26 protein-coding genes are annotated in these 26,212 nt (G+C 62.4%); 15 read left to right on the top strand and 11 right to left on the bottom strand.

Features of this window, described 5'->3' with window-relative positions; genetic code table 11:
- The first annotated feature begins 9 nt into the window (after positions 1 to 9).
- Together RBH77_RS21630 and RBH77_RS21625 are read left to right on the top strand one after the other, a co-directional pair.
- Positions 10 to 951 carry a hydroxyacid dehydrogenase gene (locus tag RBH77_RS21630; RefSeq protein WP_311029625.1) on the top strand — a complete coding sequence of 314 codons (942 nt, stop codon included), beginning with the start codon at positions 10 to 12 and terminating at the stop codon, positions 949 to 951.
- Entirely contained in the window at positions 948 to 1,940 is a 993-nt protein-coding gene (locus RBH77_RS21625; RefSeq protein WP_311029624.1) for an Ldh family oxidoreductase, read from the top strand. Before RBH77_RS21630 ends, RBH77_RS21625 begins: the two co-directional genes overlap by 4 nt.
- Before the next feature lie 18 nt (positions 1,941 to 1,958).
- Here RBH77_RS21625 and dgoD read toward each other — a convergent pair whose 3' ends face one another.
- Genes dgoD through RBH77_RS21595 form a run of 6 tightly spaced genes read right to left on the bottom strand, consistent with a single transcriptional unit; the run spans position 1,959 to position 8,109 of the window.
- Positions 1,959 to 3,125 (bottom strand): galactonate dehydratase, encoded by a 1,167-nt coding sequence (gene dgoD / locus RBH77_RS21620; protein WP_311029623.1) that lies wholly within the window; start codon positions 3,123 to 3,125, stop codon positions 1,959 to 1,961.
- A 21-nt stretch (positions 3,126 to 3,146) separates the two neighbouring features.
- Positions 3,147 to 4,238 carry an ABC transporter ATP-binding protein gene (locus RBH77_RS21615; RefSeq protein ID WP_311029622.1) on the bottom strand — a complete coding sequence of 364 codons (1,092 nt, stop codon included), beginning with the start codon at positions 4,236 to 4,238 and terminating at the stop codon, positions 3,147 to 3,149.
- Complete coding sequence (locus RBH77_RS21610) at positions 4,238 to 5,068, bottom strand: SDR family NAD(P)-dependent oxidoreductase (protein WP_311029621.1); 831 nt, start codon at positions 5,066 to 5,068, stop codon at positions 4,238 to 4,240. Before RBH77_RS21610 ends, RBH77_RS21615 begins: the two co-directional genes overlap by 1 nt.
- Positions 5,061 to 5,933, bottom strand: a complete 873-nt coding sequence (locus RBH77_RS21605; protein ID WP_311029620.1) for a carbohydrate ABC transporter permease — start codon at positions 5,931 to 5,933, stop codon at positions 5,061 to 5,063. The genes RBH77_RS21610 and RBH77_RS21605 overlap by 8 nt, the downstream gene beginning before the upstream one ends.
- Entirely contained in the window at positions 5,930 to 6,853 is a 924-nt protein-coding gene (locus RBH77_RS21600) for a carbohydrate ABC transporter permease (RefSeq protein ID WP_311029619.1), read from the bottom strand. Before RBH77_RS21600 ends, RBH77_RS21605 begins: the two co-directional genes overlap by 4 nt.
- Positions 6,853 to 8,109: an ABC transporter substrate-binding protein gene (locus RBH77_RS21595; RefSeq protein ID WP_311032642.1), complete on the bottom strand. Its 1,257-nt coding sequence runs from the start codon at positions 8,107 to 8,109 to the stop codon at positions 6,853 to 6,855. The genes RBH77_RS21600 and RBH77_RS21595 overlap by 1 nt, the downstream gene beginning before the upstream one ends.
- A 149-nt stretch (positions 8,110 to 8,258) precedes the next feature.
- Here RBH77_RS21595 and RBH77_RS21590 point away from each other — a divergent pair, with 149 nt between their 5' ends.
- The 4 genes from RBH77_RS21590 (at position 8,259) to araD (ending at position 12,533) form a co-directional block, all read left to right on the top strand.
- On the top strand, positions 8,259 to 9,008 hold the full coding sequence (locus RBH77_RS21590; protein ID WP_311029618.1) for a GntR family transcriptional regulator: 750 nt from the start codon (positions 8,259 to 8,261) through the stop codon (positions 9,006 to 9,008).
- A gap of 48 nt (positions 9,009 to 9,056) precedes the next feature.
- Complete coding sequence (locus tag RBH77_RS21585; protein WP_311029617.1) at positions 9,057 to 9,821, top strand: HpcH/HpaI aldolase family protein; 765 nt, start codon at positions 9,057 to 9,059, stop codon at positions 9,819 to 9,821.
- Between the two features lie 4 nt (positions 9,822 to 9,825).
- Positions 9,826 to 10,719: an SMP-30/gluconolactonase/LRE family protein gene (locus RBH77_RS21580; protein WP_311029616.1), complete on the top strand. Its 894-nt coding sequence runs from the start codon at positions 9,826 to 9,828 to the stop codon at positions 10,717 to 10,719.
- 68 nt (positions 10,720 to 10,787) lie between these two features.
- Positions 10,788 to 12,533 (top strand): L-arabinonate dehydratase, encoded by a 1,746-nt coding sequence (gene araD / locus RBH77_RS21575; protein ID WP_311029615.1) that lies wholly within the window; start codon positions 10,788 to 10,790, stop codon positions 12,531 to 12,533.
- Between the two features lie 21 nt (positions 12,534 to 12,554).
- Here the strand turns inward: araD and RBH77_RS21570 are convergent, their stop codons facing one another.
- Together RBH77_RS21570 and RBH77_RS21565 are read right to left on the bottom strand one after the other, a co-directional pair.
- The gene (locus RBH77_RS21570) at positions 12,555 to 13,406 is read right to left on the bottom strand and encodes a sugar phosphate isomerase family (RefSeq protein ID WP_311029614.1); all 852 of its coding nucleotides are present in this window, start codon (positions 13,404 to 13,406) and stop codon (positions 12,555 to 12,557) included.
- A 9-nt stretch (positions 13,407 to 13,415) separates the two neighbouring features.
- Positions 13,416 to 14,510 (bottom strand): ABC transporter ATP-binding protein, encoded by a 1,095-nt coding sequence (locus RBH77_RS21565; RefSeq protein ID WP_311029613.1) that lies wholly within the window; start codon positions 14,508 to 14,510, stop codon positions 13,416 to 13,418.
- A 105-nt stretch (positions 14,511 to 14,615) separates the two neighbouring features.
- Here RBH77_RS21565 and RBH77_RS21560 point away from each other — a divergent pair, with 105 nt between their 5' ends.
- The 9 genes from RBH77_RS21560 to RBH77_RS21520 all read left to right on the top strand — a co-directional run bounded on the left by RBH77_RS21560 (position 14,616) and on the right by RBH77_RS21520 (position 23,735).
- The gene (locus RBH77_RS21560) at positions 14,616 to 15,689 is read left to right on the top strand and encodes a LacI family DNA-binding transcriptional regulator (RefSeq protein WP_311029612.1); all 1,074 of its coding nucleotides are present in this window, start codon (positions 14,616 to 14,618) and stop codon (positions 15,687 to 15,689) included.
- Positions 15,690 to 15,788: 99 nt separating this feature from the next.
- Complete coding sequence (locus tag RBH77_RS21555; protein WP_311029611.1) at positions 15,789 to 16,835, top strand: Gfo/Idh/MocA family protein; 1,047 nt, start codon at positions 15,789 to 15,791, stop codon at positions 16,833 to 16,835.
- Positions 16,836 to 16,893: 58 nt separating this feature from the next.
- A complete protein-coding gene (locus tag RBH77_RS21550; RefSeq protein ID WP_311029610.1) occupies positions 16,894 to 18,144 on the top strand; it encodes an ABC transporter substrate-binding protein in 1,251 nt (416 codons plus the stop codon).
- A gap of 15 nt (positions 18,145 to 18,159) precedes the next feature.
- Positions 18,160 to 19,122 (top strand): carbohydrate ABC transporter permease, encoded by a 963-nt coding sequence (locus tag RBH77_RS21545; protein WP_311029609.1) that lies wholly within the window; start codon positions 18,160 to 18,162, stop codon positions 19,120 to 19,122.
- A gap of 1 nt (position 19,123) precedes the next feature.
- Positions 19,124 to 19,939 (top strand): carbohydrate ABC transporter permease, encoded by an 816-nt coding sequence (locus RBH77_RS21540; protein WP_311029608.1) that lies wholly within the window; start codon positions 19,124 to 19,126, stop codon positions 19,937 to 19,939.
- A 4-nt stretch (positions 19,940 to 19,943) separates the two neighbouring features.
- Positions 19,944 to 20,324, top strand: a complete 381-nt coding sequence (locus tag RBH77_RS21535; protein WP_311029607.1) for a carboxypeptidase-like regulatory domain-containing protein — start codon at positions 19,944 to 19,946, stop codon at positions 20,322 to 20,324.
- Positions 20,321 to 21,244, top strand: coding sequence for a polysaccharide deacetylase family protein (locus RBH77_RS21530; RefSeq protein WP_311029606.1), 924 nt, complete (start codon positions 20,321 to 20,323; stop codon positions 21,242 to 21,244). The genes RBH77_RS21535 and RBH77_RS21530 overlap by 4 nt, the downstream gene beginning before the upstream one ends.
- A gap of 15 nt (positions 21,245 to 21,259) precedes the next feature.
- Positions 21,260 to 22,657 (top strand): L-fucose/L-arabinose isomerase family protein, encoded by a 1,398-nt coding sequence (locus tag RBH77_RS21525; protein WP_311029605.1) that lies wholly within the window; start codon positions 21,260 to 21,262, stop codon positions 22,655 to 22,657.
- Positions 22,658 to 22,715: 58 nt separating this feature from the next.
- Positions 22,716 to 23,735, top strand: coding sequence for a hydroxyacid dehydrogenase (locus RBH77_RS21520; RefSeq protein WP_311029604.1), 1,020 nt, complete (start codon positions 22,716 to 22,718; stop codon positions 23,733 to 23,735).
- A gap of 44 nt (positions 23,736 to 23,779) precedes the next feature.
- Here the strand turns inward: RBH77_RS21520 and RBH77_RS21515 are convergent, their stop codons facing one another.
- The 3 genes from RBH77_RS21515 to RBH77_RS21505 are packed head-to-tail and all read right to left on the bottom strand — an operon-like array spanning position 23,780 to position 26,092.
- Positions 23,780 to 24,826, bottom strand: coding sequence for a tagatose 1,6-diphosphate aldolase (locus tag RBH77_RS21515; RefSeq protein WP_311029603.1), 1,047 nt, complete (start codon positions 24,824 to 24,826; stop codon positions 23,780 to 23,782).
- Positions 24,823 to 25,746, bottom strand: a complete 924-nt coding sequence (locus RBH77_RS21510; protein WP_311029602.1) for a PfkB family carbohydrate kinase — start codon at positions 25,744 to 25,746, stop codon at positions 24,823 to 24,825. The genes RBH77_RS21515 and RBH77_RS21510 overlap by 4 nt, the downstream gene beginning before the upstream one ends.
- Positions 25,747 to 25,795: 49 nt before the next feature.
- On the bottom strand, positions 25,796 to 26,092 hold the full coding sequence (locus RBH77_RS21505) for a hypothetical protein (protein WP_311029601.1): 297 nt from the start codon (positions 26,090 to 26,092) through the stop codon (positions 25,796 to 25,798).
- Between the last annotated feature and the right edge of the window lie 120 nt (positions 26,093 to 26,212).

The following is a 26,212-nucleotide window of genomic DNA, read 5'->3' as shown; positions in this document are numbered from 1 at the left end:
GGAATTTCAATGCCGGACGTCATCATCACCGAATTCATGGACGAGACCGCCGTCGCGCTCATCGAAGCGCGCTACGAGACGCTTTACGATCCCGCCCTGGCCGACCGCCAAAACCACATTCCGGGCATGCTGGAAGGCACAAGGGCGCTAATCGTCCGCAACCGCACGAAAGTCGGCGCGGCAATCCTGGACGCCGCCGACAGGCTCTCCTGTGTCGGCCGGCTTGGCGTCGGCCTCGACAATATCGACATGGAAGCCTGCAAGGCGCGCGACGTCGCTGTCTATCCGGCTACCGGCGCCAACGATCTCTCCGTCGCCGAATATGTGATTACCACCGCCGCGATGCTGCTGCGTCACGCCTATACCGCAAATGAAGCCATGCTCTCCGGCAAATGGCCGCGGCAGGCACTTGCCGGTCGCGAGCTGGCCGGCAAGACGCTCGGCCTCGTAGGCTTCGGCTCGATCGCGCGCGAAGTGGCATGGCGCGCGCAGATGCTGGGCATGACGGTGCTGGCCTACGATCCCTATAGCCCGGCCGACGACCCGGCTTGGCGCCTTGCCCGCAACGTCTCCCTCGACGGCCTGCTCGAGACTGCCGATGTCGTCTCGCTCCATACCCCGCTGACGGACCAGACCCGGCACATGATCGACGCCGGCGCGCTGGCACGGATGAAGGCCGACGCCATCCTCATCAACGCGGCGCGCGGTGGCATCGTCGATGAGGCGGCGCTCGCGGCGGCGCTGAAAGAAGGCAGGCCCGGCGGGGCCGCGCTCGACGTGTTCGAGACCGAACCGTTGACCGCGGAAGCCGGCGAAAAATTCAAGGGGATAGCCAATCTGGTGCTGACCCCGCATATCGCCGGGGTTACGGAGGAATCGAATGAACGCGTCAGCCATCTGATCGCCGAGAAGGTGCTGGCACATCTCGATGGCGCGGCGAACGCCTCATGATAATGACCGCCGAAGAGGTTCGCGAACTGATCGCTGGCGCGCTGCGGCGTTCGAAGACAAGCGAGGCCAATGCCGCCTCCGTCGCCAATGCGCTTCTTGCCGCCGAACTCGCCGGGCAGGGCGGTCATGGGCTTCGCCGGGTCGCGGCCTACTCGGCGCAGGCCCGCTCAGGCAAGGTCGACGGTTTTGCGGCACCAACGGGCATACCGACCCGCCCCGGCGCGCTCGCCGTCGATGCGGCGAACGGCTTTGCCTATCCGGCGCTCGATCTTGCAATCGATTGGCTGCCGGAAGCGGCCCGCAGCCAGGGCATCGCGATTGCCGGCATCCGCCGTTCGCACCATTGCGGCGTCGCCGGCGTTCCCGTCGAAAGGCTCGCGGAACGCGGCGTCATCGCGCTTCTTTTCGCCAACTCTCCGGGTGCCATGGCGCCCTGGGGCGCCAGCCGCGCGCTCTTCGGAACCGATCCGATCGCCTTTGCGGCGCCGATAGAGGACGCCGACCCTATCGTCGTGGATGTCTCCCTATCCAAGGTAGCGCGCGGCAAGGTCATGGCTGCGGCTCAGAAAGGCGAGGCGATACCGGAAGGCTGGGCGCTCGATGTCGAAGGTCGGCCGACGACAGACCCGAAAGTCGCGCTTGCCGGCACCATGGTGCCGCTCGGCGATGCCAAGGGAACGGCGCTGGCGCTCATGGTCGAGCTTCTCTGCGCCGGGCTTACAGGCGCGAACTACGCCTATGAGGCAACGTCGTTTTTCGATGCCGAGGGTACGCCGCCGGGCGTCGGCCAGACGCTGATCGCCATCGATCCGGCCGCTTTCGGTCCGAACGCGCTTTCGCGCTTCGCGGTCATGGCGGATGCCGTCGCAGGAAGCGAGGGCGCGCGTCTGCCCGGCCGCAGGCGTCAGGAAATGAGGGCACGCCTGCTGCGGGACGGCATAGTTGTCGATGATGCCCTTGCGGCGGAAATCGAGGCGATCGGTCGATAGGAGCGCCAGCTTTCGGCGTCACCACTCGGCGTACGTGCCGTCGATGTGTGTCCAGTCGGCGTCCGGGAGGAACCAGTCCGTGGCGCGGTTTTCCACGACCTCGCCGACGATTTCGACGCCGAGCCCCGGCCCGGCGAGCGGCGCAAAGGCGCCGTCGATCGTGGTGAGCGGGGCTGAATCCGCGAGATAATCATGCATCTCGCCTTTGGGCAGGCCGGAAAAGCCCTGATGATAGTGAAGCCCGAGACTCTGTTCCTGGATCACCACATTGGGAGTGCAGAAGCCGATCTGGAGCGAGGCTGCAAGCGACACCGGACCGTTCGGGCAATGCGGCGCGACCGCGACATCGTAGATCTCCGCGAGCCTGGCGATCTTTTCCAGTTCGAACAGGCCCGTGATCGAAATGTCCGGCTGAATGATATCGACGGCGCCGGTGTCTAGCACACGCTTGACCTCCCAGCGGGAGGCAAGACGCTCGCCAGTCGCTACCGGGATTGAGCCGGCAGCGCGCGCGAGCACCGTCAGGCTCTCCTCGTTTTCCGGCAACGTCGCCTCCTCGACCCACATCGGACGGAACTGTTCTATCTCCTTCAACAGCGGCTTCAGCGCCGCGCGGGAGACGCGGCCATGCAGGTCGAGCGCGATGTCGAGCTTGCCGCCGAAGGCGTCGCGGAGAGCGGCGACGCGCTCCACAGCAGCGTCGATTATGGCGCCGCCGCCGAGATAGGGGATGGCCGGCGTGGCGTTCATCTTCACCGCCGAAAACCCTTGCGAGATACGCTCGCGCGCATGCTCGACGACGCCGGCGGGGCTGTCGCCGCCGATCCATGCATAGGCGCGGATCCTGTCGCGCACTCGCCCGCCCAGAAATTCATAAATCGGCAGGCTGTGCCGCTTTCCCTTGATATCCCACAAGGCCTGTTCGATCCCCGACGCCGCCGTTCCAAGCAGGGGACCGCCGCGGAAAAAGGCGCCGCGGCGCAATCTTTGCGCTATGTCCTCGATGCGGTCGGCGTCGTAGCCTTTGAGGTTTCTTGCCATGTCCTCGATTGCGGCGACGACGGCGCCCGCCCGTTTGGGAATGATCGATTCTCCCCAGCCGACCAACCCGTCATCGGTCGTCACGCGAACGAAGATCCAGCGTGGCGGAACGCGGAAGGTTTTTACCTCGGCAATGGTGGCCATCGGATATGCTCTGCCTGCTCGTCAGGAAAGGGTGCGGCCGGTAGCTTCATCGAAGAGATGAAGATGCTCGGCCGCGCCCGAGAAAAGAACGGATTGCTGGACCTTCACGGGATGGTCGCGTGAGACACGTGCGGTCAGCGTCCCGCCATCGACGTTGAAATGTACAAATTGCTCGGACCCCAGCATCTCGACGACATCGACGATGCCTTGGACCGACCAATCCGCCGCCGCGTTCTCGCCGAGCGTCAGCCGCTCCGGGCGGATACCGACCAGGACGCGCCCGGCGCCCGAGTGGACGACCGCCTGCGCCTGCCGGGGCCGGAGCCGGATCGCCACGCTGTCGCTCATGAGCGTCACCGCCTCCCCGCTCCGCTCGACGCGGCAGGAGAGGAAGCCCATGGCCGGCGTGCCGATGAAGGAGGCGACGAATTTGTTGGCGGGAGAATCGTAAAGCTCGTCCGGCGTGCCGACTTGCTGGATGCGCCCCTCGTTCATCACTACGATGCGGTCGCCCATCGTCATCGCCTCGATCTGGTCGTGCGTGACATAAACGGCGGTCGCCGTCACTGTGCGATGGACGCGCAGTATCTCGGCGCGCATCTGGACGCGCAGATGCGCATCGAGGTTGGAAAGCGGCTCGTCGAGCAGGAAGACCGCTGGCTCGCGCACGATAGCACGGCCGAGCGCGACGCGCTGGCGCTGGCCGCCGGAAAGCTGGCGCGGCCGGCGCTCGAGATAGTTGGCCATGTTGAGCATTTCAGCCGCGCCGCGAACGCGCTTGTCGATCTCTTTCGTCGGCACCTTGCGGCGCTTCAGGCCGAAGGCCATGTTGTCGTAAACTGACATATGCGGATAGAGCCCGTAGTTCTGGAACACCATGGCGATGTCGCGGTCGCCGACATCGACGTCGTTGACGCGCGTCTCGCCGAAATAGAGATCGCCCGAGCTGATATGTTCCAGCCCGGAGATCAAGCGTAGCAGGGTCGTCTTGCCGGAGCCCGACGGGCCGACAAGCACGACGAATTCGTGGTCGGCGATGTCCAGATCGCAGTCGAAGAGAACCTGCACGTCACCATAGAATTTCGTGACATTGCGAAGCGAAATGCTGGCCATCAGGACGTTCCGTTCTGGTGTTTTGCGCCGAAGGCGATCTGGAAAGGGTCCGGCCGGCGGCTGATGTGGCGCCCGCCATCGACCGGCAGGATGGCGCCCGTGATAAAGGACGCCTCATCGGAGGCGAGGAAAGCGACGGCGGCCGCGACTTCCTCGGCGTGGCCGGACCTGCCGAGGAGCGCCGCGCTTGGTATGACGGACGCGCCGCCGGCATTCTCGGAAAGGGTTTTCTCGAACGCGGCGGTTGCGATGACGCCGGGCGTCACGGCATTGACGCGGATGCCCTCTGACGAAAGCTCGACGGCGAGCGCCAGCGTCAGGCTCGCTATCGCGCCTTTGCTCGTTGCATAGGCGGTATAAGTCGGCACCGGCATGCCCGCCTGGATGGAGCCGATATTGACGATCGCGCCGCCGCCCGTTGCCCGCATCGCCTGCGCCGCCTGCTGGCAAAGGACTCCGGCGGCAATCACGTTGACCGAGAAGACGGCCTGCCAGTTGGCTTCGGACGAATCCAGGAAATCCTGGCGCGGCCCGTGGAAGGCGGCATTGTTGACGAGGATATCAATACGGCCCCATTTCGCTACGAGCGTCGGCACGAGACGGGCGCGCTCATCGGCGTCGCCGAGATCGCATGTGATACCGACGGCATCGAAGCCGTGATCTGCGAATTCCCGTATCGTCTGTTCGAGGCGCGCCGTGTCGATATCGGTGAGCATCACGCGTGCGCCGTCCTCGGCCAGACGCCTTGCGATCGCCCGCCCGATGCCGCCGGCAGCGCCCGTGACAAGAGCTGCCTTGCCGGCAAACCTCTTTCCGTTTTGCTTAGGCACCGGCGACCGCTCCCGATGTCAGGCCGCGCACCATCGAACGCTGGACCGCGAAGAAGGCGATCATCAACGGCACTGTGGTCACGGTGGAAGCGGCCATCATGCCGCCCCAATCCGTCTTGAACTGACCGGTGAAAGTCAGGACGAGAGCAGCCGGCAGCGTCTGCTTGTCCATCGTCGTCATGAAGGTGATCGGGTAGATCAGGTTGTTCCAGGCTTCCATGAAGACGAAGGTTCCGGTCGTCAGGAGGCCGGGCAGGATGAGCGGCGTCACCACGCGAAGCAGGATCTGCCAACGCGGATAACCGTCGATGCGCGCCGCCTCTTCGACCTCTATCGGCACGGCATCGATGAAGCTCTTCATCATCCAGACAGCGAAGGGGAGGCCGAAGGTCGTGAAGCCGACGACGAGGCCGGCAAGGCTGTCGAGAAGCCGCGCGTTGAGGAGGAGGAGATAAAGCGGCGCCAGCATCACGACCAGCGGCAGCATGCGGAACAGGAGGACAGAATAGCTGATCGGGCCTCTCAGGCGAAAGCGTGCCCGTGACAGGGAATAGGCCGCTGGCGTGGCGATGATGACGGCGATGATGGCCGTCGCCAGGCAACTGATGACGCTGTTGAAGAAGAAGGCGAAGAAGGGCAGCGATTGGCCGCCGAGGCCAATATAGTTGGCAAGTGTCGGCTCGACCGGGATCGGCGTCGGGTCGATGCGGGTCGCCTCCAGTTCGGTCTTGAAGGAGGTCGCCAGCATCCAATAGACCGGCGCGAGGCTCCAGAAGAGCGCAAGCGCAATCGCCGCATATTTGACGATCCGGCCCGCGCTGATGCGACGGACACCCGTCGGAACGCTGGTTGCCTTCGTGTTCATGGATTCATCCTGATGGCGCGCAGATAGACGAGCGCGAAGACGAGCAGAAGCACGAGCCAGACGACGCCGATCGCCGATGCGTAGCCGAAATCGAAATTCTCGAAGGCAAGCCAATAGACATAGATGACGAGGGTCGTCGTCGAATAGCCGGGGCCGCCCTGTGTCATCGCCCATATCTTGGCGAAGTCGTTGAAGTTGGAGATGATCATCAACAGGCTGGAAATGAAAAGCGCGCTCTTCAGGAAAGGCAGCTTGATGTGGAACACCATGCTCCACGTTCCCGCCTTGTCGATGCGCGCCGATTCGATCACCTCGTTCGGGATGGCTGCCAGCGCCGCGCTGAGGAGCAGGAAGAAGAACGGCATCATCGCCCAGATATTCGCGGCCATGATCGCCGGCAGGGCAAGCGCGCTGTTGTTCAGCCACAGCACCGGCTTGTCGATCAGACCGACATCGAGGAGCACCGCGTTGATGACGCCGCCATTCTGCAGGTACATGTAGCGGAACAGGAAGGCGACGACCACGAAGGGCACGGCCCAAGGAGTGAGAAGAAGCGCGCGGACGCTCCTGAAACGCCAGCCCGTCAGGCTTTCCGTCAGGAGCGCCAGCGCAAGGCCGAGCAGTGAGGAAACGATGACGCTGCCGAATGTGTAGACCACCGTGTTCCGGAGCGAGGTCCAGAAGATCGGGTCGCTGATGAGATGCTCATAATTGCCGCCGCCGATGTAGCGCGGCGGCACCATGTCCAGCATGTTGTATTTGGTGGTCGAGAGAACGAGCGTGTAGATGACCGGATAGCCGATAACGACCGCCAGTACGCCGACGGTCGGAAGCACCATCCAGTCGATCCACGGCACCCGCTCGGCGTTCTTCCGGGCGGGCGCCGCTTTCGTTGACCGTTGGGCGGCCGCCGCTGTCATCAATTACCCAGATTCTGCTGGATCGAGGCGGCAATCTCGTCGATCGGCGTATCGCCCGTGACCGCCTGCTGGACACCGGCCATGATGGCGGTGGCGCCGGGAGCGAATTTGGGGCCGTAGGGGACCGCCGTCACGGTCGGCATGATCTTTTCGGAGAAAGCATTGAAGACCGGCGTGTCGAGCTTCTTGGCAAGCGCGTCGGTCGGTGCCTTCTCCAGCGGCGTCAGTGAGGCTTCATAGCTCAGCGTGTAATGTTCGATCGCGTAGGGTGAGGTGGCCAGATATCTGATGAACTTCCAGGCCGCTTCCTTGTGCTTGCCGTCCGAAAACATCACGAGCTGATGGCCGCCCTCGAAGGAATAGGATTTCCCCGATGCGCCGGCCGGCTGAGTGGTGACGCCGTAATGCTTGTTGAAATCGTCATCCGTCATCTTGTTGGTCGACTGGATGACGCCTTGGAGGAGCACCTGGTCCCAGAGAAACGCTACCTTGTCCTGTGCGATAAGGGGCCGGAATTCCCCGATCTTGCGGCCGGGATCAATGTAACCCTTTTTGGCAAGATCGCGCATCCACGACAGATAGCTCTTCATCGCATCAGAGGTGGCGCCGTTCTCGACGAACGGATCGGCCCCGAAAGCCTTCATCCATGGCCAATTGGAGATCAGCGAAAAGGCACGATTGGTCGTGTCGAGGCCGAGCGGAATGACGTCGGGCTGACTTTTCTTGATGGCCGCCAGGTCCTTCATCAACTCATCGATGGTCTTGGGCGGATTTTCAGGATCGAGGCCCGCCTTCTGCATCACTGCCTTGTCGTACCAGAGACCGGCCGGCGCCTGCGTCCAGGGAAAGGCAATCAATTTGCCCTTGTCGCTCAGGCCCTCGATCGATGATGGCTTCAGCGCCGCCTTCGTCGCGGCGTCGATATGACCGTCGAGCGGCTCGAGCTTGCCGGTTTGCGCCAGAAGCATCGTGTCGTTGCCGGCGATTTCCGCAACGTCCGGCGGGTTGCCGGATCGGACCCTTAGCACCAGTTGGCGAGCGATCTCGGAGAAGGAGATCGCCTCGCTCTTGATCTGGATATCCGGATTTTCTTTTTCGAACGCGGCGATCACTGCCTGGATACCCGGCCGGGTCGCGCCCTCCGCATCGGCCCAGTTGGCGAAGGTGAGCGTCACCTTGTCAGCGGCATGCGATGCCGTGGCAGCCAGTCCCACGGAAAGGATTGTCGAGGCGACGACGGCGGATCGCCACGCCATTCTGCTCAAGCGAAACAATGGAACCTCCCAATTGTTAACATGCCGCATCCCACCATTTCCCAGCTTCGGAAGCGATAACGGACCAGCAACCACCTGATCAGTATCTGATATTCCAGATACTGTCTATCCGGAGAAAGAAAATTCCGCTAATGAAGCTCTATCCGGAGGTCGAACCCTTGAGTCTTGAAAAACTGAACCGGCCTGAATCGCTGTCCGAGATGGCGGGGCGGGAATTGCGCGACGCCATCATCGAAGGGCGCCTGAAGCTCGGCGACCAGCTGTCCGAGATCAGGCTGTCCAAGATGCTCGGCATCTCCAAGACGCCCGTCCGGGAGGCATTGATGCAGCTGAGGCGTGAGGGGCTGGTCCAGATCGACCCTCAGCGCGGGACGTCGATTTTCCGCATCGAGGACCGGGAGATCGATCAGATCGCCGGATTTCGCCGGCTGCTGGAGACGGAGGCGGCCCGGCTGATCTTCCTCTCCGACAAAGCGCCCGTCCTGCGCCATATGGCGAAGATACTGGAAGCGATGGACCGCGCCATCGCCCGCGAGGCGTTCCAGACCTATCGGAGGCTCGACGCCGATTTCCACATGGCCCTGATCGAAGGCGCAGGCAATTCCTACCTCGTTTCGGCCTACGGTCTCATCGCCGCGAAAATCGGGGCACTGCGCAGCCGCGCGCATGACGACACGCAGGTTGTCGATCGCTCGCTGGAAACCCATCGCCGCCTGTACCGGTTGCTGGAGGCGGGGGAGGAGAGAAAATTCAACGAACTCCTCGGCGTTCACATCGCTAATACAGGCCGCGACTACCGCGCGTGGCTGGCGCGGCAGACGGCGGCCGGCGACGCCGCCGCGGCAGGACTGTCGTCCCCGACGGCGACCGCGAGCAGATGATTGCACGCCGCGATTTCCGGCCAACCGATATCGAAGGAACGAAGAAGCATGGAACTGCCCGTCAACCATTTCAAGAAAGCCATGCAGCGCAAGGGCGCGCTGGGGGTCTGGTCGATGAGCGGCAGTCCGCTGGTCGCCGAAGCGCTCGGCTGCGCCGGTTATGACTTCGTCGTGCTCGACATGGAGCATGCGCCAAACGACGTCCCCCGCCTTTTGCCGCTCCTGCAGGCGGTTGCCGGAACCTCCGCCGCGCCGCTGGTCAGATTGCCCTGGAACGACATTGTCGTCGTCAAGCAGGTGCTCGACATCGGCGCCAATTCGATCATGTTCCCTTATATCCAGAATGCGGAAGAGGCGCGCCGCGCCGTGGCGGCGACGCGTTATCCGCCGGATGGCGTGCGTGGCGTCGCCGGGATGAGCCGGGCGACGCGCTTCGGCGGCGTCGGCGGCTATTTCGGCAAGGCGGCGGACGAATTGTGCGTTGTGCTGCAACTGGAAACCATAGAGGCGGTGGCCAACCTTGCCGAGATCGCGGCGGTGCCGGGTGTGGACAGCATTTTCATCGGGCCTTCCGATCTCTCCGCCAGCATGGGGTTGATCGGCCAGGTCGACCATCCCTCGGTGCAGGAAGCCCTGGCGAAAGCGGCAGAGGCATGCGCCGCCGTGGGCAAGCCGACCGGCATCCTGGCCTCAGGCGCGGCGCGCGCATCGGATTATTTCGGCTACGGCTTTAACTGGGTCGCCTCGGGCTCCGACCTAGGCCTCATGATGGGAGCCGCGCGCGCCGAGGTGAAAGCGATCGAGCGCGGATAAGGCGATGCCAGTGCGCGTCCTGACGCCGGCCATCGAGGTCATCGGCGAGGCAAAAGCGCTCCTTGGCGAAAGCGTGTTTTATGACGCTACCGCGAACAGGCTTCACTGGGTCGATATCCCCGGTCACGCGCTTTTTTCCACCGACGCTTCGGATGGGCAGACGAAGCGCTTTTTGTTCCCGCAGCAGGCTGGTTTCGTGCAGCCTTGCAGCGATGGAAAGCTGCTGGTCGGGCAAGCCGATTCGATCCAACGTTTCGACCTTCGAACGGAGACGGCAGCCACTTTCATCGAGATCGAGCCCGACGATCCGTCAAGCCGAACGAATGACGCCGTCTGTGATCTGAACGGGCGTCTGATCGTAGGAACCATGCGCCCGGCGCCGCAGGGCACGACCCCGGATCCGGTCGGTAATTTCTATCTGGTCGACGGTGAGGGCGGGAAGACCGGTCTTCTTTCCGGCCTGTCCATCCCGAACGGCCTCGCCTTCAGCCCCGACGGCAGGACGCTCTATCTGGCCGATACGCCCCATCGGACCGTCTGGAAGGCCAGCTATGATCCCGAGACGGGGCTGCTCGGCGAGTGTAGCGTCTTCGCCAAACTCAGTGAGAGCCAGGGCCGTCCGGATGGCGCAGCAGTAGACGCGGAAGGCTGCTATTGGGCGGCGGCTGTTTGGGGAAGCCAGTTGCTTCGCTATACGCCGCGCGGCGAACTCGATCTTGTCGTGCGCCTTCCGGTAGAGCGCCCTACCAAGCTCGCCTTTGGAGGGCCGGACTACCAGACCATCTATGTGACCTCGGCCTCCGCCCATCTGACCGATCCGGAAAGCCAGCCACTCGCCGGTCGCTTGATCGCGCTCGATGTCGGGATAACAGGGCTTCCTGCGAATCCGTTTCGATGATGGACGGTATCGTCCGCTGCCGCGTGACGGTCTAATAAGGCACGATTGAATTGGAAGGATGATACGCCATGGGTAATCTGAAACAGCCTAGAAAGCGCATCGAGGATTTGCGCAGCCAGCGCTGGTTCGCCGCAAGCGATATTCGCGCGTTTTCGCATCGCCAGCGCACCCAGCAGATGGGCATGCGGCGCGAGGAATTCATGGGCCGGCCTGTAATCGGCATCATCAACACATGGAGCGAGATGAGCCCCTGCCATGCGCATCTGCGCGACCGTGCCGAAGCCGCCAAGCGCGGCGTCTGGCAGGCGGGCGGCTATCCGGTCGAATTGCCGGCGCTCTCCGTCGGCGAGGTAATGGTGAAGCCGAGCACCATGCTCTATCGCAACTTCCTCGCCATGGAGACGGAAGAACTTCTGCGCTCGCACCCGATCGACGGAGCGGTGCTCCTTGGCGGCTGCGACAAGTCCACGCCCGGTCTTCTGATGGGCGCGATCAGCATGGGCCTTCCGGCGATCTTCTGTCCGGCGGGACCGATGTCGAATGGCCAATGGCACGGCGTCAAGGCTGGTGCGGGCACGCACACGAAAAAATACTGGGAGGAATTGCGGCTTGGCAGGATCAGTGAGGACCAGTGGATCGATCTTGAAGGCCGCATGACACGCTCCGCCGGAACCTGCAACACGATGGGCACGGCCTCGACGATGACTTCGATCGCCGATGCGATGGGAATAACGATCACGGGGGCGTCGTCGATCCCCGCCGTGGATTCGGGTCATGCTCGGATGGTATCGTTCGCGGGTTCCCGTATCGTGGAAATGATCTGGGAGGACCTGAAGCCGACCGATATCCTGACCCGGTCAGCGATCATGAATGGTATCGCCGCCTATATGGCGCTCGGCGGCTCGACGAATGCCGCCATCCATCTGATCGCGATTGCCGGGCGCGCAGGAGTCGAGCTGACGCTCGATGACATGGCTCAGGTCTCGGCCCGCATTCCGGTTCTCGCCAATCTTTTTCCCTCCGGCGACAATCTTATGGAGGACTTTTATTTCGCCGGCGGCATGAAAGCACTTCTGGCACGCATCGGCGAGCATCTCGATCTCTCCGCGATAACCGTGGAAGGGCGTACGCTTGGCGAAGCGATCGCAGGGGCGGAGTGCTGGAACGATGATGTCATCCGCACTCCGGCCAACCCCGTAATACCGATCGCGAAAGGCCGTACGCTGGTGCTGCTCAGAGGCAATCTTGCTCCCGACGGCGCGGTGATGAAGACCTCGGCGGCCAGCCCGCATCTCCTTCGCCATGAAGGTGCCGCGCTCGTATTCGACGGGCCGGAAGATATGCGCAGGCGTGTCGACGACCCCGATCTCGATGTCACGGCCGATACAATCCTTGTCCTGCGTGGGGCGGGGCCGGTCGGCGCCCCTGGCATGCCGGAATGGGGCAATCTCCAGATCCCGAAAAAGCTGCAGCAGAAGGGCGTCACCGACATGGTGCGCATTTCGGATGGACGCATGAGCGGCACGCATTACGGCACCTGTGTCCTGCATGTCGCGCCGGAATCCGCCGTCGGCGGCCCGCTCGCGCTTTTGAAAACCGGTGATCGCATCCGCCTCGACGCCGAGGCAGGCACGCTCGATATGCTGGTCGATGCGGAAGAACTCTATCGGCGCCGCAGAGAATGGTCACCGCCCGAGCGCTACTCGCGTTCCTTCGCGGCGCTTTACCAGGCACATGTCAGCCAGGCCGACAAGGGCTGCGACTTCGATTTCCTCGCCGGAACAGCGCCGGTGCCCGAGCCGGAGATATTTTGAGGGCGCGGAGCAGAAGGACCGTCAGTGCAATTGGGGAAGGGGCAAATCCGTGACAACATCGGCCGCCACCACGCGGGCGTCCGGGTGATCCTGCAACAATGACGCCGGTACCGTCGGCGTCACGGGACCGTGCAACAGCTTGCGCACGATTGCGCACTGCCATGTCCGGTTCATGAAGATGCGGACCTTACGGCTTGCCAATATCTCTTTCATACCGACGGTGACCGCCAGTTCAGGGATATAGTCGATATTGCCCGACGCGGCCGTGATGGAGTTGATAAGCCGAGTCTCGCGCGACAGCCGCACCACCCGCGTCGGCAGCGCGGCAAAAGCCGCCCGGTCCAACGGCTCGCCGGGCTCGGGCGGGTCATTGAAGGCGAGATGGCCGGTAATGCCGACGCCGCCGAAACAGACATCGACCCCTCCAAGCCTGTCGATCAGATCGCCGGTTGCTTGCGGATTGCGCGGATCGGGGAAATGCCGTGCTCCCGGCGGCGGTGCCAGGTCGGCATCGAGCCGGGCAAAGAAATTGCGCTCCATATGGGCACGGAAGCTCAGCGGATTGGAAAGGGGAATGAAGTCCCCGCCGTCGGGCGTCAAATATTCGTCCATGTTGACGAGCACGAGATCCTTCAGGCTGACGCGCTTGTCATTGCAGTCCTGTGCCCACAATTCATACTGCCCTACCGGCCCTACCGGCAGGATGAAAACCACCTTCTCCCGACCGGCGGCCTTTGCGGCAAGGTATTCGGCCATGAGATCATCGGCAAAGCGCCGGATCACCGTCGCGTTGTCCGCAACGGCTTCGAACCCGATGGGGGATCCGCGCCCGACATCTTCCTTGGCGATTGCCAGTGGATTCTTTTTATCCATGAAAGTCTCTCAGGAAGCCGGTGCGATCAGTTTTCCGGTTTCGGCATCGAACAGATGCGGCTTGTCCGGATCGGCGGCAAGACGGATCGTCTTGCCGGATTTGAGATCAGGCGAAGGCGGCAGGCGCGCGATGATCTCGGTCCCGCCGAGCGGAAAGAAGACAAGCGTATCTGAGCCGAGCGGTTCTACGAAGCGGATGACGGCCTCGAAGGAAAGCGGGTTGTCTTCGCCAGCTATCGCGAAGTTTTCCGGCCGCAGCCCAAGGACCAGCTTGCGGTCCGCATCGCCGAGCGCATCGCGGCGATAGCGGGTGAGGGGGAAGCGGATGCCGTCCTCCGTTTCGGCTGTCGCCCCACCATCCGCCGCCAGACGGCAGGCGATCTGGTTCATGCGCGGCGCGCCGATGAAGCCGGCGACGAACAGCGTCGCCGGGCGATTGTAGACGTCGTCCGGCGTTCCGATCTGTTCCATATGGCCCGAACGCATGACCACGATGCGGTCGGCGAGCGTCATCGCCTCGACCTGGTCATGCGTGACGTAGATAACCGTCGTCCGCACCTCCTGATGCAGTTTCTTGATCTCGATGCGCATGTCGGAGCGCAGCTTCGCGTCGAGGTTAGACAAGGGTTCGTCGAACAGGAAAACCTTCGGATTGCGCACCAGCGCCCGTCCCATCGCGACACGCTGGCGTTGGCCGCCGGAGAGTTGGCCGGGAAGGCGGTCGAACAGATGCGCGATGTCCAGAATATCCGCGGCGCGTTTGACGAGCGCGCTGATCTGATCCTTCGGCTTGCCCTGCACCTCGAGCGCGAAGGACATGTTGCGGAAGACATTGAGGTGCGGATAGAGGGCGTAGTCCTGAAAGACCATGGCGATGTCACGGTTTTTCGGCTGTACCTCGTTGACCGTTTTGCCGTCGATCCGGATTTCGCCGGAAGAGACGTCCTCCAATCCCGCGACCATGCGCAGTAGGGTGCTCTTGCCGCAGCCAGACGGGCCGACCAGAACCAGAAATTCGGTGTCGGCGATATCGAGGTCGATGCCATGGACGACCTCGACCGCGCCGAAGCGCTTGACGACCTGGCGCAGATTGACTGTGGCCAAACGCTCCTCCTGACCCGCTCTGCCTCTCTTCACAGAAGCACGGCGATAGTGCATTCTGTAACCGATTACAGCGTAACAGGCCTTTTTTCTTTAGTCGAGATCAAGATGAAAACCCCGCGGAACGACGGAGAAAGCTCCTCGACAAGGAACGGCCCTGGCGACGTTCGCCGGTTTCCGGGCGTTCGCGATGTAGCTCTTTCGGCCGGGGTCTCGACAGCCACCGTATCGCGCTTCCTCAACGAGCCAGCCAGCGTCCGGCCGGATATACGCGCACGCGTCGAGAGCGCGGTCCGTGAACTCGGCTATATCCGGCACGGCGCAGCAAGGGCGCTGTCGATGCGTCGCTCGCACGCCATCGGCGCAATCATTCCCACGGTCGACAACGCTACCCGCGCCAGCAAGGTGGCGGCGCTGCAGAAGCGTTGCCGGGAACGCGGCTACAATGTCCTCTTGGCTTTGTTCGAATATGATCTGGAACTGGAACTGGCTCAATGCCGGAACCTCATAGAGGCTGGTGTGGACGGGCTTATGCTGGAAGGTGAACTGCACCACCCAGCGCTCTACCAGCTCATGGAGAAGCGCGGTATTCCCTTCGTCAACACCGCCATTTATGACCCGCGCTCGCCCCATCCCAATATCGGTTTCGACAACCAGGCCGCTGCGGCGCGGCTGACCGAGCATCTGCTCGACCTCGGCCACCGGGTCTTCGCGATGATCGCCGGTCCCAATCAGGTCAGCGATCGCGCCAGCGGTCGTGTGAAGGGCGTGCGCCGGGCGCTTGCGGCACGTGGGCTCGATCTGCCCGCGGAGAGGACTATCGAGGGTCCGTACCGGGTGCAGCAGGGGCGACAGGGGCTGAGAGCGCTGATGAGCGGTAAGCCGCGCCCGACGGCTATTGTATGCGGCAACGACGTGCTTGCTTTCGGCGCGCTGCTTGAAGCGCAGGCGCTTGGTTACCGCGTGCCGCAGGACCTTTCCATAGCCGGGTTCGACGATCTGGACTGGGCCTCGCAATTGCCTCCGGGCCTGACGACGATGGCGCTGCCGGCGCGGGAAATCGGCCAGTTGGCGGCGGACCATCTTATCGACAGCATCGCGGGGCAGACCGTCACCCATGCGACGGAAGTCGAGGTGAGATTGATCCTGCGAGGCTCGACGGGGCCGGCGCCGGAAAGTTGAGCAGTGCGGCTCGGCCGGTTGACAGTGATTGGGCTTTGCTGTCTACTGTTTGTAATCGGTTACAGTTACACTGCGGCGGCGAATTCGGGGAGGATGGATTTGCGCTTCGGTCTTATCGGGTACGGTCTTTGGGGCACCCATCACGCGGAGGCGATCGCCAAGGCGCCGGGCGCGGAACTCGCCGCGATCGCTTGCCAGAGCGAGGCGACGGCCGCCGCCGCCCGCAAGCGCTTCCCGGACATTCCGATCTATCGCGATTACAAGTCGCTTCTGGCCGACGCCTCGATTGAAGCCGTCGATATCGTCGTGCCCAATCACATGCATGAAGAGATCGGGGTCGCTGCGCTCGAGGCGGGGAAGCATGTCCTGCTCGAAAAGCCGATGGCGCTCAGCGTCGCTGCCTGCGACCATCTTCTTGACGCAGCCGGAGCTTCCGGCAAGGTATTGAGCATCGGCCATGAGTTCCGCCTCTCGACACAATGGGGCAGGCTGAAGGAACTGGTGGCGGAAGGCGCTATCGGGCGGCCGCTTTACGCCAATGTCAGCCTGTTTCGTTTTCCCTATCGGCAGGGGTCGGGAGGCTGGCGCTACAAGCGCGATCAGGTCGGCTCGTGGATCCTGGAGGAGCCGGTCCATTTCTTCGATTCGGTGATGTGGTATTTCGAGGAACTCGGCGACCCCAACCGTCTCGTCGCTTTCGGTAACGGGCGTCCGGCGCCTGGCACGGAAGGCAATGAAGCGGCGATGGCGCACAATTTCTCGACGGTCATGCACTGGCCGGGCGGCGCCTACGCCGTCATCACGCAGAGCCTTGCCGGCTTCGAGCATCATCACGTCATGGAACTCGTTGGTACGGACGGCTCGATCCGGACCTGGTGGTCCGGCGCCGAGGACCGCACGCGCGAACCTTCCTTCGAGATCAAGGTGCAGAGGAAGGGCCGGGACAAGGCGGAGAAGATCGAAGCCGCCGCGTCCGGCGAACTGTTCGAACTCGACCAAGAGCTTTGCCTGGCAGTGGAGGCATTCAAGGCAAACCGGCCGATCGTGACGGGCGAGGAGGCGCGCAAGCGCATTCTGGTCTGTCTGGCCGCCGAAGAAGCGCTTGCCAGGGGCCGCGAGGTGAAGCTCGACTTTTCGCGCCATTAGGAATGGCACGGATTTGAAGATCGGCAAAACGACAACACGCCAAACAGGGAGGAAGTCGATGAAAAGACTAGCATTGCTGTTCACCGCCGGAGCAATGGCACTGGCGGCCGGCTTCATGGCCGCGCCGTCGCAAGCGGCCGACAAGGAGATTACCGTCGTAACCTGGAATATCCCGTATTACACGGATGGGTTCCAGAAATGGGTGGATGCCTTCAAGAAGATTCACCCGGACTATGATGTTAAGCGCATCGACATGAAGGGCACCGAGCTGCCGGCCTGGTATCAGACACAGGTCGTCGCGGGCACGCCGCCGGATATTCTCGATCTGCAAGGCGGCATCTGGCTTCAATATGCCTCTCAGGGCGGTCTGCTCGACCTGACGCCTTATTTAAACAAGGACCAGGATTACACCAAGCGGATGTATCCGGAGGTGCTCAATAACTGGGTCTACAAGGGCAAGAACTACGGCGCGCCGCTCTATATCTCCAAGACGCTGCTCTTCCTCAATCGCGAAATGATGAAGAAGGCAGGGATCACCAAGGATCCGACCAGCTTCGAAGAGATGATGGAAGACGCCAAGAAGATGGCGAGTAGCACTACGTCCGGCTTCATCACGCTCAATTTCGACTGGCTCTACTGGCCATTATTCAAGATGAACGGCATCGACTTCGTCACGCCGGACCTCAAGAAAGCCGCCTTCAATACGCCGGAAGCCGTGAAACTGGTCGAGGAGCTTGCCAAGCTGACCAAGGAAGGCGTGATCGACAAGGTGAGTTGGACAGGCCGATGGGTCGAGCCGAACAGCGCATTCGCAGCGGGCAATGTCGGCATGCTGCATGCGCATGCGCCGGCCTATCTGTGGTTCAAGAGCAAGGCGAACTGGGTGAATGAGAACTCGGTCGGCGCCATCAACCTGCCGGGCGGATGGTCGACGCCCAATTCGCATGCGCTGGTCATCTCGGCAGGATCGAAGCATCCGGACGCCGCCTGGGATTTCGTCAAGATCGCGACCAGCGGTGACGGGGCCATTGCCTTCGGCGAGCAGACCAACAACCTCATGGGCGACAAGATAGCCGACGCCGAACTCATGAAGTATTTCGAGAAGAATATCCCTGCCGTCATTCCCGCCCTGAAGACACAGCTTGAGAATCTCGACAAGCTAACGGGCAACTGGCCCTTCGCGCAGGATGCGGCAATCAAGGAAGCGTTCTACCCGGAACTCCAGGCGGCGCTGCTCGGCCAGAAGAGCGCCAAAGACGCGCTCGACGCCGCGGAGAAGAAGGTCAACCGCATTCTCGAAGCGGAATAGGAACGGGAAGGCGCAATGGTCGAACGCGTGGCGGAGAGGATGACGGCAACCCCGCCAGATCCCGCCGCGCGGCCGGCCTTCTGGGCGCGCCGTCGGTCGCGCGAACTCGGGTTGATCTGGCTTTTCCTCCTGCCTTCGCTGGTGATCTTCCTGCTCTATCGCATCATTCCGCTGGTGTGGAATGTCGTGCTGTCGCTGGAATTCTGGTCGCCCTACAAGCCGGCACGCTTTGCCGGCCTCTATCAATACCAGAACATGCTGTTCTACGACGATGCCTTCTGGAAAGTGGTGGCCAATACGCTGATCTTCATGGCGTCGGCGCCGGTGGGGATCGCGCTGGCGCTCGGTGTGGCGCTTTTGGTCAACCAGCAAATCCGGGGGCGTGGTGTCTACCGCACCATCGTCTTCATGTCCTATCCGGTGATGACGGTTGCTGTCGGCATCATCTGGCAATGGCTCTATAACGAGAAGGTCGGGCTCATCAATTATGTGCTGATCTCATTCGGCATCATCCCTAAGGGCATCCCGTTCCTGGAAAGCTTCCAATGGGCGCTGCCGGCCGTTATCCTGGCGTCGCTCTGGCAGGTGATCGGTTTCTACATGATCATCCTGCTGACCGGACTGCAGAGCATTCCGCCCAATCTCTACGAAGCGGCATCCATCGATGGGGCAAGTGCCGGCCAGAGTTTCTGGCGCATCACGGTACCGCTCCTGAAGCCATCGCTTTTCCTCTGCTTCGTCGTCGGCATCATCAATTCCTTCAACGCTTTCGACCTGATCTTCGTCATGACGGGCGGCGGGCCGGGGCACGCAACGGACCTGCTCGTCACCTATATCTATTCGACCGCCTTCAAACTCGGGCATTTCGATTATGCGGCGGCGATGACGGTGGCAAATTTCGTTCTTTTCGTCGGGCTTGCCTTCGTCGCGAACCGGCTTGCCGGCGGCGAGGCCGGCGCGGTCAGGCGGAGTGCGTAGCATGGCTCGCGGTCGCAGGCATTGGCCCGTGCATTTTGCCCTGGCGCTGATTTCCGCCCTGATGCTCGTGCCATTCTACTGGGTCCTGAAGACCAGCCTTACAGGCGAGAACATCTTCTCCTATCCGCCTTCGCTCCTGCCGCATGAGGCGAACCCGTTCTATTTCGTCGATGTCTGGTATGCGATTCCGTTTCTGCGCTACCTCGTCAACAGTGTCGTCGTCTCGATCATGGTGGTGGTCGCCAATGTCTTCCTCAACGCCATGGCCGGCTATGCGCTGACGCGGGATTTTCCCGGCAAGGCGGCGACGATCATGCTCTTCCTCTCCTGCATGATGATCCCGTTCCAGGTGACGATCATTCCGGCCTATCTGATCACCGCCAAGTTGCACCTCCTCAATTCCTATTTCGGCATGGCGCTGCCGCTGATGTCGACGATCATCTGCATCTTCATCTTCAAGGCGGCGTTCGAAGCAATCCCGCATTCTCTGGTGGAAGCTGCGCGGATCGATGGGGTGCCCGACTGGCAGATCATGTTCCGCCTGATCATGCCACTGACCAAGCCCGCGATCGCGACGAACGTGATCCTGTCCTTCATCTGGTCCTGGAACAGTTTCCTGTGGCCGTTGGTCGTCGTACGAGACGTCAACATGCAGACGCTACCGCTCGGCCTGTCCCGTTTTCTCTCGGTGGTGGAGGACACGACCGGCGCCCTTTATGCTTTCTGCGTCATGGTGCTGGTGCCGGGCCTCTTGATCTTCCTCCTGGCGCAGAAGGAATTCATCAAGGGCCTGACGTCAGGCGCGACCAAGGGCTGATCGCATGAGATGGTCCTGGCTCAACAATCGCTTCACCGTCACCTTCGGCACCATCTTCGTGCTGGTCGTGATCTGGAACGTCTATATCGGCTTCCACGATCACGGGCTGATCGAGGGCAGGGTGGTCGGATCGGACGGGGCGCCGGTCGCCGGCGCTATTGTTACGCTTTTCGAGCAGACGTTGCTCGTCAACCAGCAGCGCGGCAAGACGACGACCGATGCCGATGGCCGTTTCAAATTCACCGGCCACCGCATGCACCGGCCCTATCTCCACGCCGAAAAGGAAGGCGTCGGAGAATTCGGCCCGCGCCAGTTCCCGCTCTACTTCCAGGGCGAGGATCTGATCCTCAAGCAGCCTCTCGAACTGACGGCCCGAACGTCATGAGCAGCCATGCCTTCTTGGATCGCCTCGGCTTTGCCTCGGGGCAGCGGGTCGCCGTCCTGCATGCAGACGATGTCGGCATGTGCCACGGTGCCAACACCGCATTCGTCGAGTTGAGCCGGCTCGGCCGTCTCACTTGCGGATCGGTGATGATGCCCTGCCCATGGTCACCCGAGATCGCGCGGATCGCGGCGGAAGACAGGACACTCGATCTCGGTGTCCATCTCACCCTTACCAGCGAATGGATGGGCTATCGCTGGGGTCCGCTAACGCGTGCCGGCAAGGCGTCGGGGCTGGTCGACGACGAAGGTTATTTCCACCGCAGCGTGGCCGCGCTCGCGGACGGCGTCGTGGAGGAAGCAGCGGAAGAGGAAATGCGGGCGCAGATCGACCGTGCGTTGGCGTTCGGCATGGATATCACGCATCTCGACACCCATATGGGCGCGGCACTCTCTCCACCGCTGATCGAGGCCTATTGCAGCGTCGGGCGCGACTATCGGCTGCCGGTATTGCTGCCTCGCAGCGCGGATCACTACGCACGCGTGCTCAAACTCGATCTTCTTGGCGCAAACGAAGCGCTTTCCGCAGCGGTGAAGCGACTGGATCAATGGGCGATGCCGCTCGTCGATGATTTCCGCATGACGCCCGGCGTGGCAACCGAGGAGAGCGAAGCCGCCTATCGCGAGCTGATCGAAACCCTGCCCGGCGGCCTCACCTTCGTGGCGCTTCACCCCAACAGGAGCGGCGACATCGAAACCGTGGTGCCGTTGCGCGCGCACTATCGCATCGACGAGGTCCGGCTGCTCGAAAGCGGTGCCATCGCCGGCTGGCTGGCGGCGAACGGGATCGGCACGATCGGCATGCGCCCGCTGCGCGATTTGTATCGAGAGGCCCTGCACGATGCAGAAGCCCAGACTCACTGAAACGGAAATCCGGCCATGACCACCAGGAAGACGATCGGCGTATTGCCGCTGGCGCGCTCGACATTCGACGTGCCGTTGTCGGAGGACTATCTCGAGCGCATGCTTGGCGTGCTGGAAAGCAGCGGTCACGCGATCGTGGGGCCACGCAAGCTTCTGATGGATCAGGACGCCACGCGCGAAGCGATCGCCGAACTGAAGCAGACTGCGCTCAGCCAGATTCTTGTCCTGCAGATCAGCTTTACGGATGCCGTGGCGATCGTGGAAATAGCCAACGCCTTTGACGAGCCGCTGTCGATCTGGGCGGTTCCCGAAGCGCGCACCGGCGGCAAGCTCAGGCTCAACTCCTTCTGCGGCTTGAACCTGGCGGCGTACGCCCTCGGCTTGAACGGCCGCGAATTCGGGTATCTCTATGCGGACCAGCAAAGCCCGGGAATAGGGGATGCGGTCAGTGAATTGCTTGCCGGCAAACGCCGTGCCGTCGCCGTTCCCGCACGTCCGGCGAATGCCGGCGATCCGGCAGGCCGGGAGGCAGCCCGGTCGCTCCGCGGCGCGCGCATTGGACGCCTCGGCGCGCATCCCGACGGTTTCGATACCTGCCGTTATGACAAGACCGCACTGAAGACACTTGCGGATATCACGGTCGACGAACTTGCAATAACCGACCTGTTCGATAGTGCACGAAGCGAGGGAGCCGACATGCCGGCCCGGCTCCGCGAGCAGGTGGCGGCGACGCTCTCAGGTCTCGATAAGGTCGATCAGAAGCAACTCGACCGTTCGCTCAGGCTGAAGGGCGCGCTCGATCAAATTCGTGCGGCCGGCACCTACGACGCATTCGCCGTGCGCTGCTGGCCCGAAACCTTCACCGAATATGGCGGAGCGGTCTGCGGCCCGGTCGCGATGATGGGAGAGGCGAAGGTGCCCTGCGCTTGCGAGGCGGATGTCTATGGCGCGCTGACCAGTCTGCTCCTGCAAAAGGTGGCCGGCGCACCGGCCTTCCTGACCGATCTGGTGGACCTCGACGTGACGGACAATACCGGCGTGGTCTGGCATTGCGGCCAGGCGCCTTTGTCGATGGCCGATCCCGACACGAAGCCGACTGCGGCGATCCATAACAACCGCCGCATGCCGCTCCTTTACGAATTCCCGCTGAAGCCGGGCAAGGTCACTTTTTTTCGGTTGAGCCAGGCGAAGGGCATGCCGATGGCGGTGATCGGCGGCGGCGAGATGCTGAAACGCCCGCTGGCCTTCAACGGGACGTCCGGCGTGGTACGTTTCGATTCCGGCTCGAGGAATGTGCTCGAGCACATCATGGGGGCGGCGCTCGAGCATCATATGGCGCTCGCCTATGGCGATCACCGTGCTGCCCTCGAGGCCGCCGCTGCCGAGCTTGGCCTGCCGGTCCTCATACTATGATATGCGAGATGAGTGGTATCATTGAGGTGGCCTGATCGAAGAGACGAGATAACGATCCATGGACAAGCCCGTCATCATCGCCGACCCACTCCCCCGGCGGCTTGATACGATCATGGAGCCGTCCGTGCGCCGCCGATTGGAAGCGCTTGGAGAGGTGATTCTGTCCGAGGATCGGCCGATGCCGGACGAGGAAGTCGACCGGCTCTTGCCCCGAACACATATCCTGCTCGGCCAGACTTCGCTGTCGCAAGAGCAGCTCGACAAAGCCCCTTATCTGCGGGCCGTGATCAACGTCGAGACGAACTTCCTTCCGAATATCGATTACGCGGCCTGCCAGAAGCGTGGCATCTGGGTTCTGACGCCGGCCTCCGCCTTCGCCGCGCCCGTTGCGGAAGCCACGTTGGGAATGGCTCTTGATCTTGCGCGCGGGATAACGCTCGCCGATCGTGATTTTCGCGCAGGCAGGGAAAAATACGGACAGGCAGGCAACGCCGACACGGTCCGTTTCGAGGGTGCGACGGTTGGGATCATCGGATTCGGTGATCTCGGACGTTCTTTTCGTGATCTCATCCGGCCATTTCGAAATGTCGTTTCCGTTTATGACCCTTGGCTGCCGGCGGAGATTATTCTTCGCCACGACTGTCGACCGGCCGGCCTCGAAGAAATCCTCTCCAGAAACGCTTTCATCGTCGTCTTCGCTTCCGTCACGAACGAAAACCAGGGCTTCATCGGCGCACGCGAATTCAGCCGCATGAAGCGCGGAACGATCTTTCTCCTCATGAGCCGGGCCGCGGTCGTTGATTTTCCGGCCATGCTGGAGGCCGTCCGATCGGGCCACATCCGGGCCGCTACTGACGTCTTCCCCGAGGAGCCTGTGGCGCCGGATGATCCGGTGCGCTCCCTTCCGGGCCTCCTGCTTTCCGCGCATCGCGCCGGCGGAACGGCCGATGCCCTTCTTGAAATCGGCCGCATGGCTGTCGCCGATGCCGAATTGATCATGCGCGGGCTTCCGCCGCAATTATGTCGTCGAGCGGATCCCGGCGCGGCGGAGCGTCTTCGTTCAAAGCCGGCTTCGTAAGCGACCTGCCACAAGGTGCGCTGTGCCCTCGAACACTGACAGTGTCACGCGGCGAACCCATAGCGTTTGGCGAAGTCGCCTTCCGCTGTCGCGGTCGCCTTTTGATAGAAAGGTTTCCACGGCTTGGCTTGGCCTGCCGTAAGCTCGTTCAGCCGCGTCAAACGCTTGCGGCCATCTTCGCGAAGCGCTTTCAGCACCTTACCGCTATCGGGAAACCCGTTCTCTACAGCGTTGAGCCAGATTGTGCGACCTGCAAGGAAACCCTGCGCTCCCGCGGAATAGGAATAGGAGAGGACACGCTCGAACTGTTCGGGTGCTGCGCCGCCGGAAAGCATGACCCAGGGAATGCCGGCGCCGGCGCAAACCGATCCTATCGCCTCGAACTGGCTCGCGGCTGCCTTGGCTGCAGCACTGCCATCGGGAGATGGTAGCGACGCCGCGGGTAGCGGTGTCTCCAGCTTGAAGAGGTCGACCGCATATTCGGGCTTGGCGAATTCCCGAACGCTTTCGATCACGAGGTCCGCTCTTTTGTCGGGTGATTCCACATAATCGGCGGTATAGTTTTGGCTGCCGGAAAAGGGATAGACCAGAAGCTCGAGCACGTAAGGGATGTCGTGACGCCTGCAATCCTCGCCGACCGAACGGACGAAATTCTTCTGGTGCTCTTTGACGTCGCGCCCGGCATCTGGGCGATACCAGGCAAGTACCTTGACGCCGTCGGCGCCCATCTGCCGGATCTTGTCGACGCTCCAATTAGCGATGGCGCGCGACTTGCGCCCCTCCGGTGTTTCCTCGACCCTGTGATCCTCGAGCGTCATGATCAGTCCCGTCTTCTTCGGTAGGATGTCGATCGCCGCCGGCACGGCGAAATTGGGATCGAAGAGCATGGAACTCGCATCCTCGGCCAGAGCTTCCACCAGAAGGCGCTTGGCCTTGAGCATGTCCTCGAATGTCACCTCGCCGGGCGCGATGCCGCGTGCCTTTGCGATCGCCGAGAAAAGCGGCGGCCGCTGATCGAGCGCGACCATCGTGAAATGTCCCTTGTCGTCCGCCAGTCGTGCCAAGCCCCTGTACTTGCCGATCGTCGTCATGCTGTTGTCCTTTGAAATGCGGTAATATCGTCGAAAGTGGGAATGCCGCCGCGACCGGCGGGCCTGGCGCATTTGAGTGCGGCAGCAGCCGACGCGAATCCAATCGCTTTCCTGATTTTCATGCCCGTGCCGAGGGCGAAGGCGTAAGCCCCGTGGAAGACATCGCCGGCGCCGTTCGTATCGATCACGGTAACGGCAAAGGCGGGCAGCCGGTGGGGCTCATTACCCTCTCGCCATTCCACGCCTCTCTCACCGAGAGTGACGGCGCTGACGCCGCAGTCATAGGTTTTTTCGATCCGCTTGAGCGCTGCGTCGATATCGGGGCCCGCGAAGCCGGCGAGAGCGGGCTGCGAGAAGATCGCGTGGTCGGTGAGTGGCAACAGCCGCTCGAAGACATCGGCGTCGGCGACCTCGGCATCCAGCACCGTAGGCACGCCGGCGCGCCGTGCAGCTGTAAACGCCGCTTCGGTGCCGTCGGGCCAGCGCGGATCGGAGAGAACCGCGGCTGCGGAAGCGATTTTCTCCAGCGGCACCCAGCCGGCCTCGTCAGGTAGCCCGTGGCCACGGAAATTGATGATGTGCCGCTCACCCTCGCCATCGACGAAAACGCCGGATACGGAAGAGCGGGCTCCGTCGAACAGCCTGAAACCATCGACATCGACGCCTTCGGCGGCGAGTTCGTCATGCATAATGTGGCCTGCGGTGTCGTCACCGGCACGTCCCCAGAAATGGGCGTCGCCGCCAAGTCTTGCGACCGTCACCGCGGCCGTCGCCGCCATGCCGCCGCCGGCGGTGACGAACTGGCGGGCGCGCACCTTCGACAGAACAGGGTCCGGCAGGCGGTCGGCCTGCCAGATATAGTCGAGGGCCGAGAGGCCGACGCAAATGATCGTCGGCTTGTTGGAAGCGCCCGCGTTCATCGGCATATCCCGAATGTATGTGCGTTCCGACTGCCGTCGGATCGGGAAATCATCGGATTACCTCGCCCGTATCGGCATCGAACAGATGCGCCTTGCCGGTAGCCAGCGCGAGCGCGACCTGATCGTCCGGATTCAGATCTGGCGAAACGCGCGCGATGACCGGCGTGTCCGCAAGCGAGAAATGGATGAGCGTATCGGAGCTGAGCGGCTCGACCAGTCCGACCGTCACGGGAATGGCGTCGGAGCGCCATCGGGAACGTTGAAATGCTCCGGCCTGATCCCGAGCGTGATGTTTTTCGACGCTGCCTGCTTCAGCGCGCCGAAACCAGTCGCGCTTGCGTAACATGGGTTCTTCTCCCGATTGTCGGTCATGGACGGAGTATTTTAGGCCGCGTCATTCCAACTCCGACACCAATTGTAACCGGTTACATATTTATGTAAAGATGGCTGCCTAACTTTCTCACCG

Origin of the sequence: Mesorhizobium koreense, assembly GCF_031656215.1 — a bacterium.
In the GTDB taxonomy this organism is placed as follows: Bacteria; Pseudomonadota; Alphaproteobacteria; order Rhizobiales; family Rhizobiaceae; genus Mesorhizobium_L; species Mesorhizobium_L koreense.
Note: the sequence above shows the minus strand (reverse complement) of the source record. Positions and strands in the feature narration are given on the sequence as shown.

Excerpts from the sequence above, each read along its gene's own strand:
- RBH77_RS21630 (WP_311029625.1), top strand. The coding sequence starts at position 10 with ATGCCGGACGTCATCATCACCGAATTCATGGACGAGACCGCCGTCGCG.
- RBH77_RS21625 (WP_311029624.1), top strand. The coding sequence starts at position 948 with ATGATAATGACCGCCGAAGAGGTTCGCGAACTGATCGCTGGCGCGCTG.
- dgoD (WP_311029623.1), bottom strand. The coding sequence starts at position 3,125 with ATGGCCACCATTGCCGAGGTAAAAACCTTCCGCGTTCCGCCACGCTGG.
- RBH77_RS21615 (WP_311029622.1), bottom strand. The coding sequence starts at position 4,238 with ATGGCCAGCATTTCGCTTCGCAATGTCACGAAATTCTATGGTGACGTG.
- RBH77_RS21605 (WP_311029620.1), bottom strand. The coding sequence starts at position 5,933 with ATGAACACGAAGGCAACCAGCGTTCCGACGGGTGTCCGTCGCATCAGC.
- RBH77_RS21600 (WP_311029619.1), bottom strand. The coding sequence starts at position 6,853 with ATGACAGCGGCGGCCGCCCAACGGTCAACGAAAGCGGCGCCCGCCCGG.
- RBH77_RS21595 (WP_311032642.1), bottom strand. The coding sequence starts at position 8,109 with ATGGCGTGGCGATCCGCCGTCGTCGCCTCGACAATCCTTTCCGTGGGA.
- RBH77_RS21590 (WP_311029618.1), top strand. The coding sequence starts at position 8,259 with ATGAAGCTCTATCCGGAGGTCGAACCCTTGAGTCTTGAAAAACTGAAC.
- RBH77_RS21585 (WP_311029617.1), top strand. The coding sequence starts at position 9,057 with ATGGAACTGCCCGTCAACCATTTCAAGAAAGCCATGCAGCGCAAGGGC.
- RBH77_RS21580 (WP_311029616.1), top strand. The coding sequence starts at position 9,826 with ATGCCAGTGCGCGTCCTGACGCCGGCCATCGAGGTCATCGGCGAGGCA.
- araD (WP_311029615.1), top strand. The coding sequence starts at position 10,788 with ATGGGTAATCTGAAACAGCCTAGAAAGCGCATCGAGGATTTGCGCAGC.
- RBH77_RS21570 (WP_311029614.1), bottom strand. The coding sequence starts at position 13,406 with ATGGATAAAAAGAATCCACTGGCAATCGCCAAGGAAGATGTCGGGCGC.
- RBH77_RS21560 (WP_311029612.1), top strand. The coding sequence starts at position 14,616 with ATGAAAACCCCGCGGAACGACGGAGAAAGCTCCTCGACAAGGAACGGC.
- RBH77_RS21550 (WP_311029610.1), top strand. The coding sequence starts at position 16,894 with ATGAAAAGACTAGCATTGCTGTTCACCGCCGGAGCAATGGCACTGGCG.
- RBH77_RS21545 (WP_311029609.1), top strand. The coding sequence starts at position 18,160 with ATGGTCGAACGCGTGGCGGAGAGGATGACGGCAACCCCGCCAGATCCC.
- RBH77_RS21540 (WP_311029608.1), top strand. The coding sequence starts at position 19,124 with ATGGCTCGCGGTCGCAGGCATTGGCCCGTGCATTTTGCCCTGGCGCTG.
- RBH77_RS21535 (WP_311029607.1), top strand. The coding sequence starts at position 19,944 with ATGAGATGGTCCTGGCTCAACAATCGCTTCACCGTCACCTTCGGCACC.
- RBH77_RS21530 (WP_311029606.1), top strand. The coding sequence starts at position 20,321 with ATGAGCAGCCATGCCTTCTTGGATCGCCTCGGCTTTGCCTCGGGGCAG.
- RBH77_RS21525 (WP_311029605.1), top strand. The coding sequence starts at position 21,260 with ATGACCACCAGGAAGACGATCGGCGTATTGCCGCTGGCGCGCTCGACA.
- RBH77_RS21520 (WP_311029604.1), top strand. The coding sequence starts at position 22,716 with ATGGACAAGCCCGTCATCATCGCCGACCCACTCCCCCGGCGGCTTGAT.
- RBH77_RS21515 (WP_311029603.1), bottom strand. The coding sequence starts at position 24,826 with ATGACGACGATCGGCAAGTACAGGGGCTTGGCACGACTGGCGGACGAC.
- RBH77_RS21510 (WP_311029602.1), bottom strand. The coding sequence starts at position 25,746 with ATGAACGCGGGCGCTTCCAACAAGCCGACGATCATTTGCGTCGGCCTC.
- RBH77_RS21505 (WP_311029601.1), bottom strand. The coding sequence starts at position 26,092 with ATGTTACGCAAGCGCGACTGGTTTCGGCGCGCTGAAGCAGGCAGCGTC.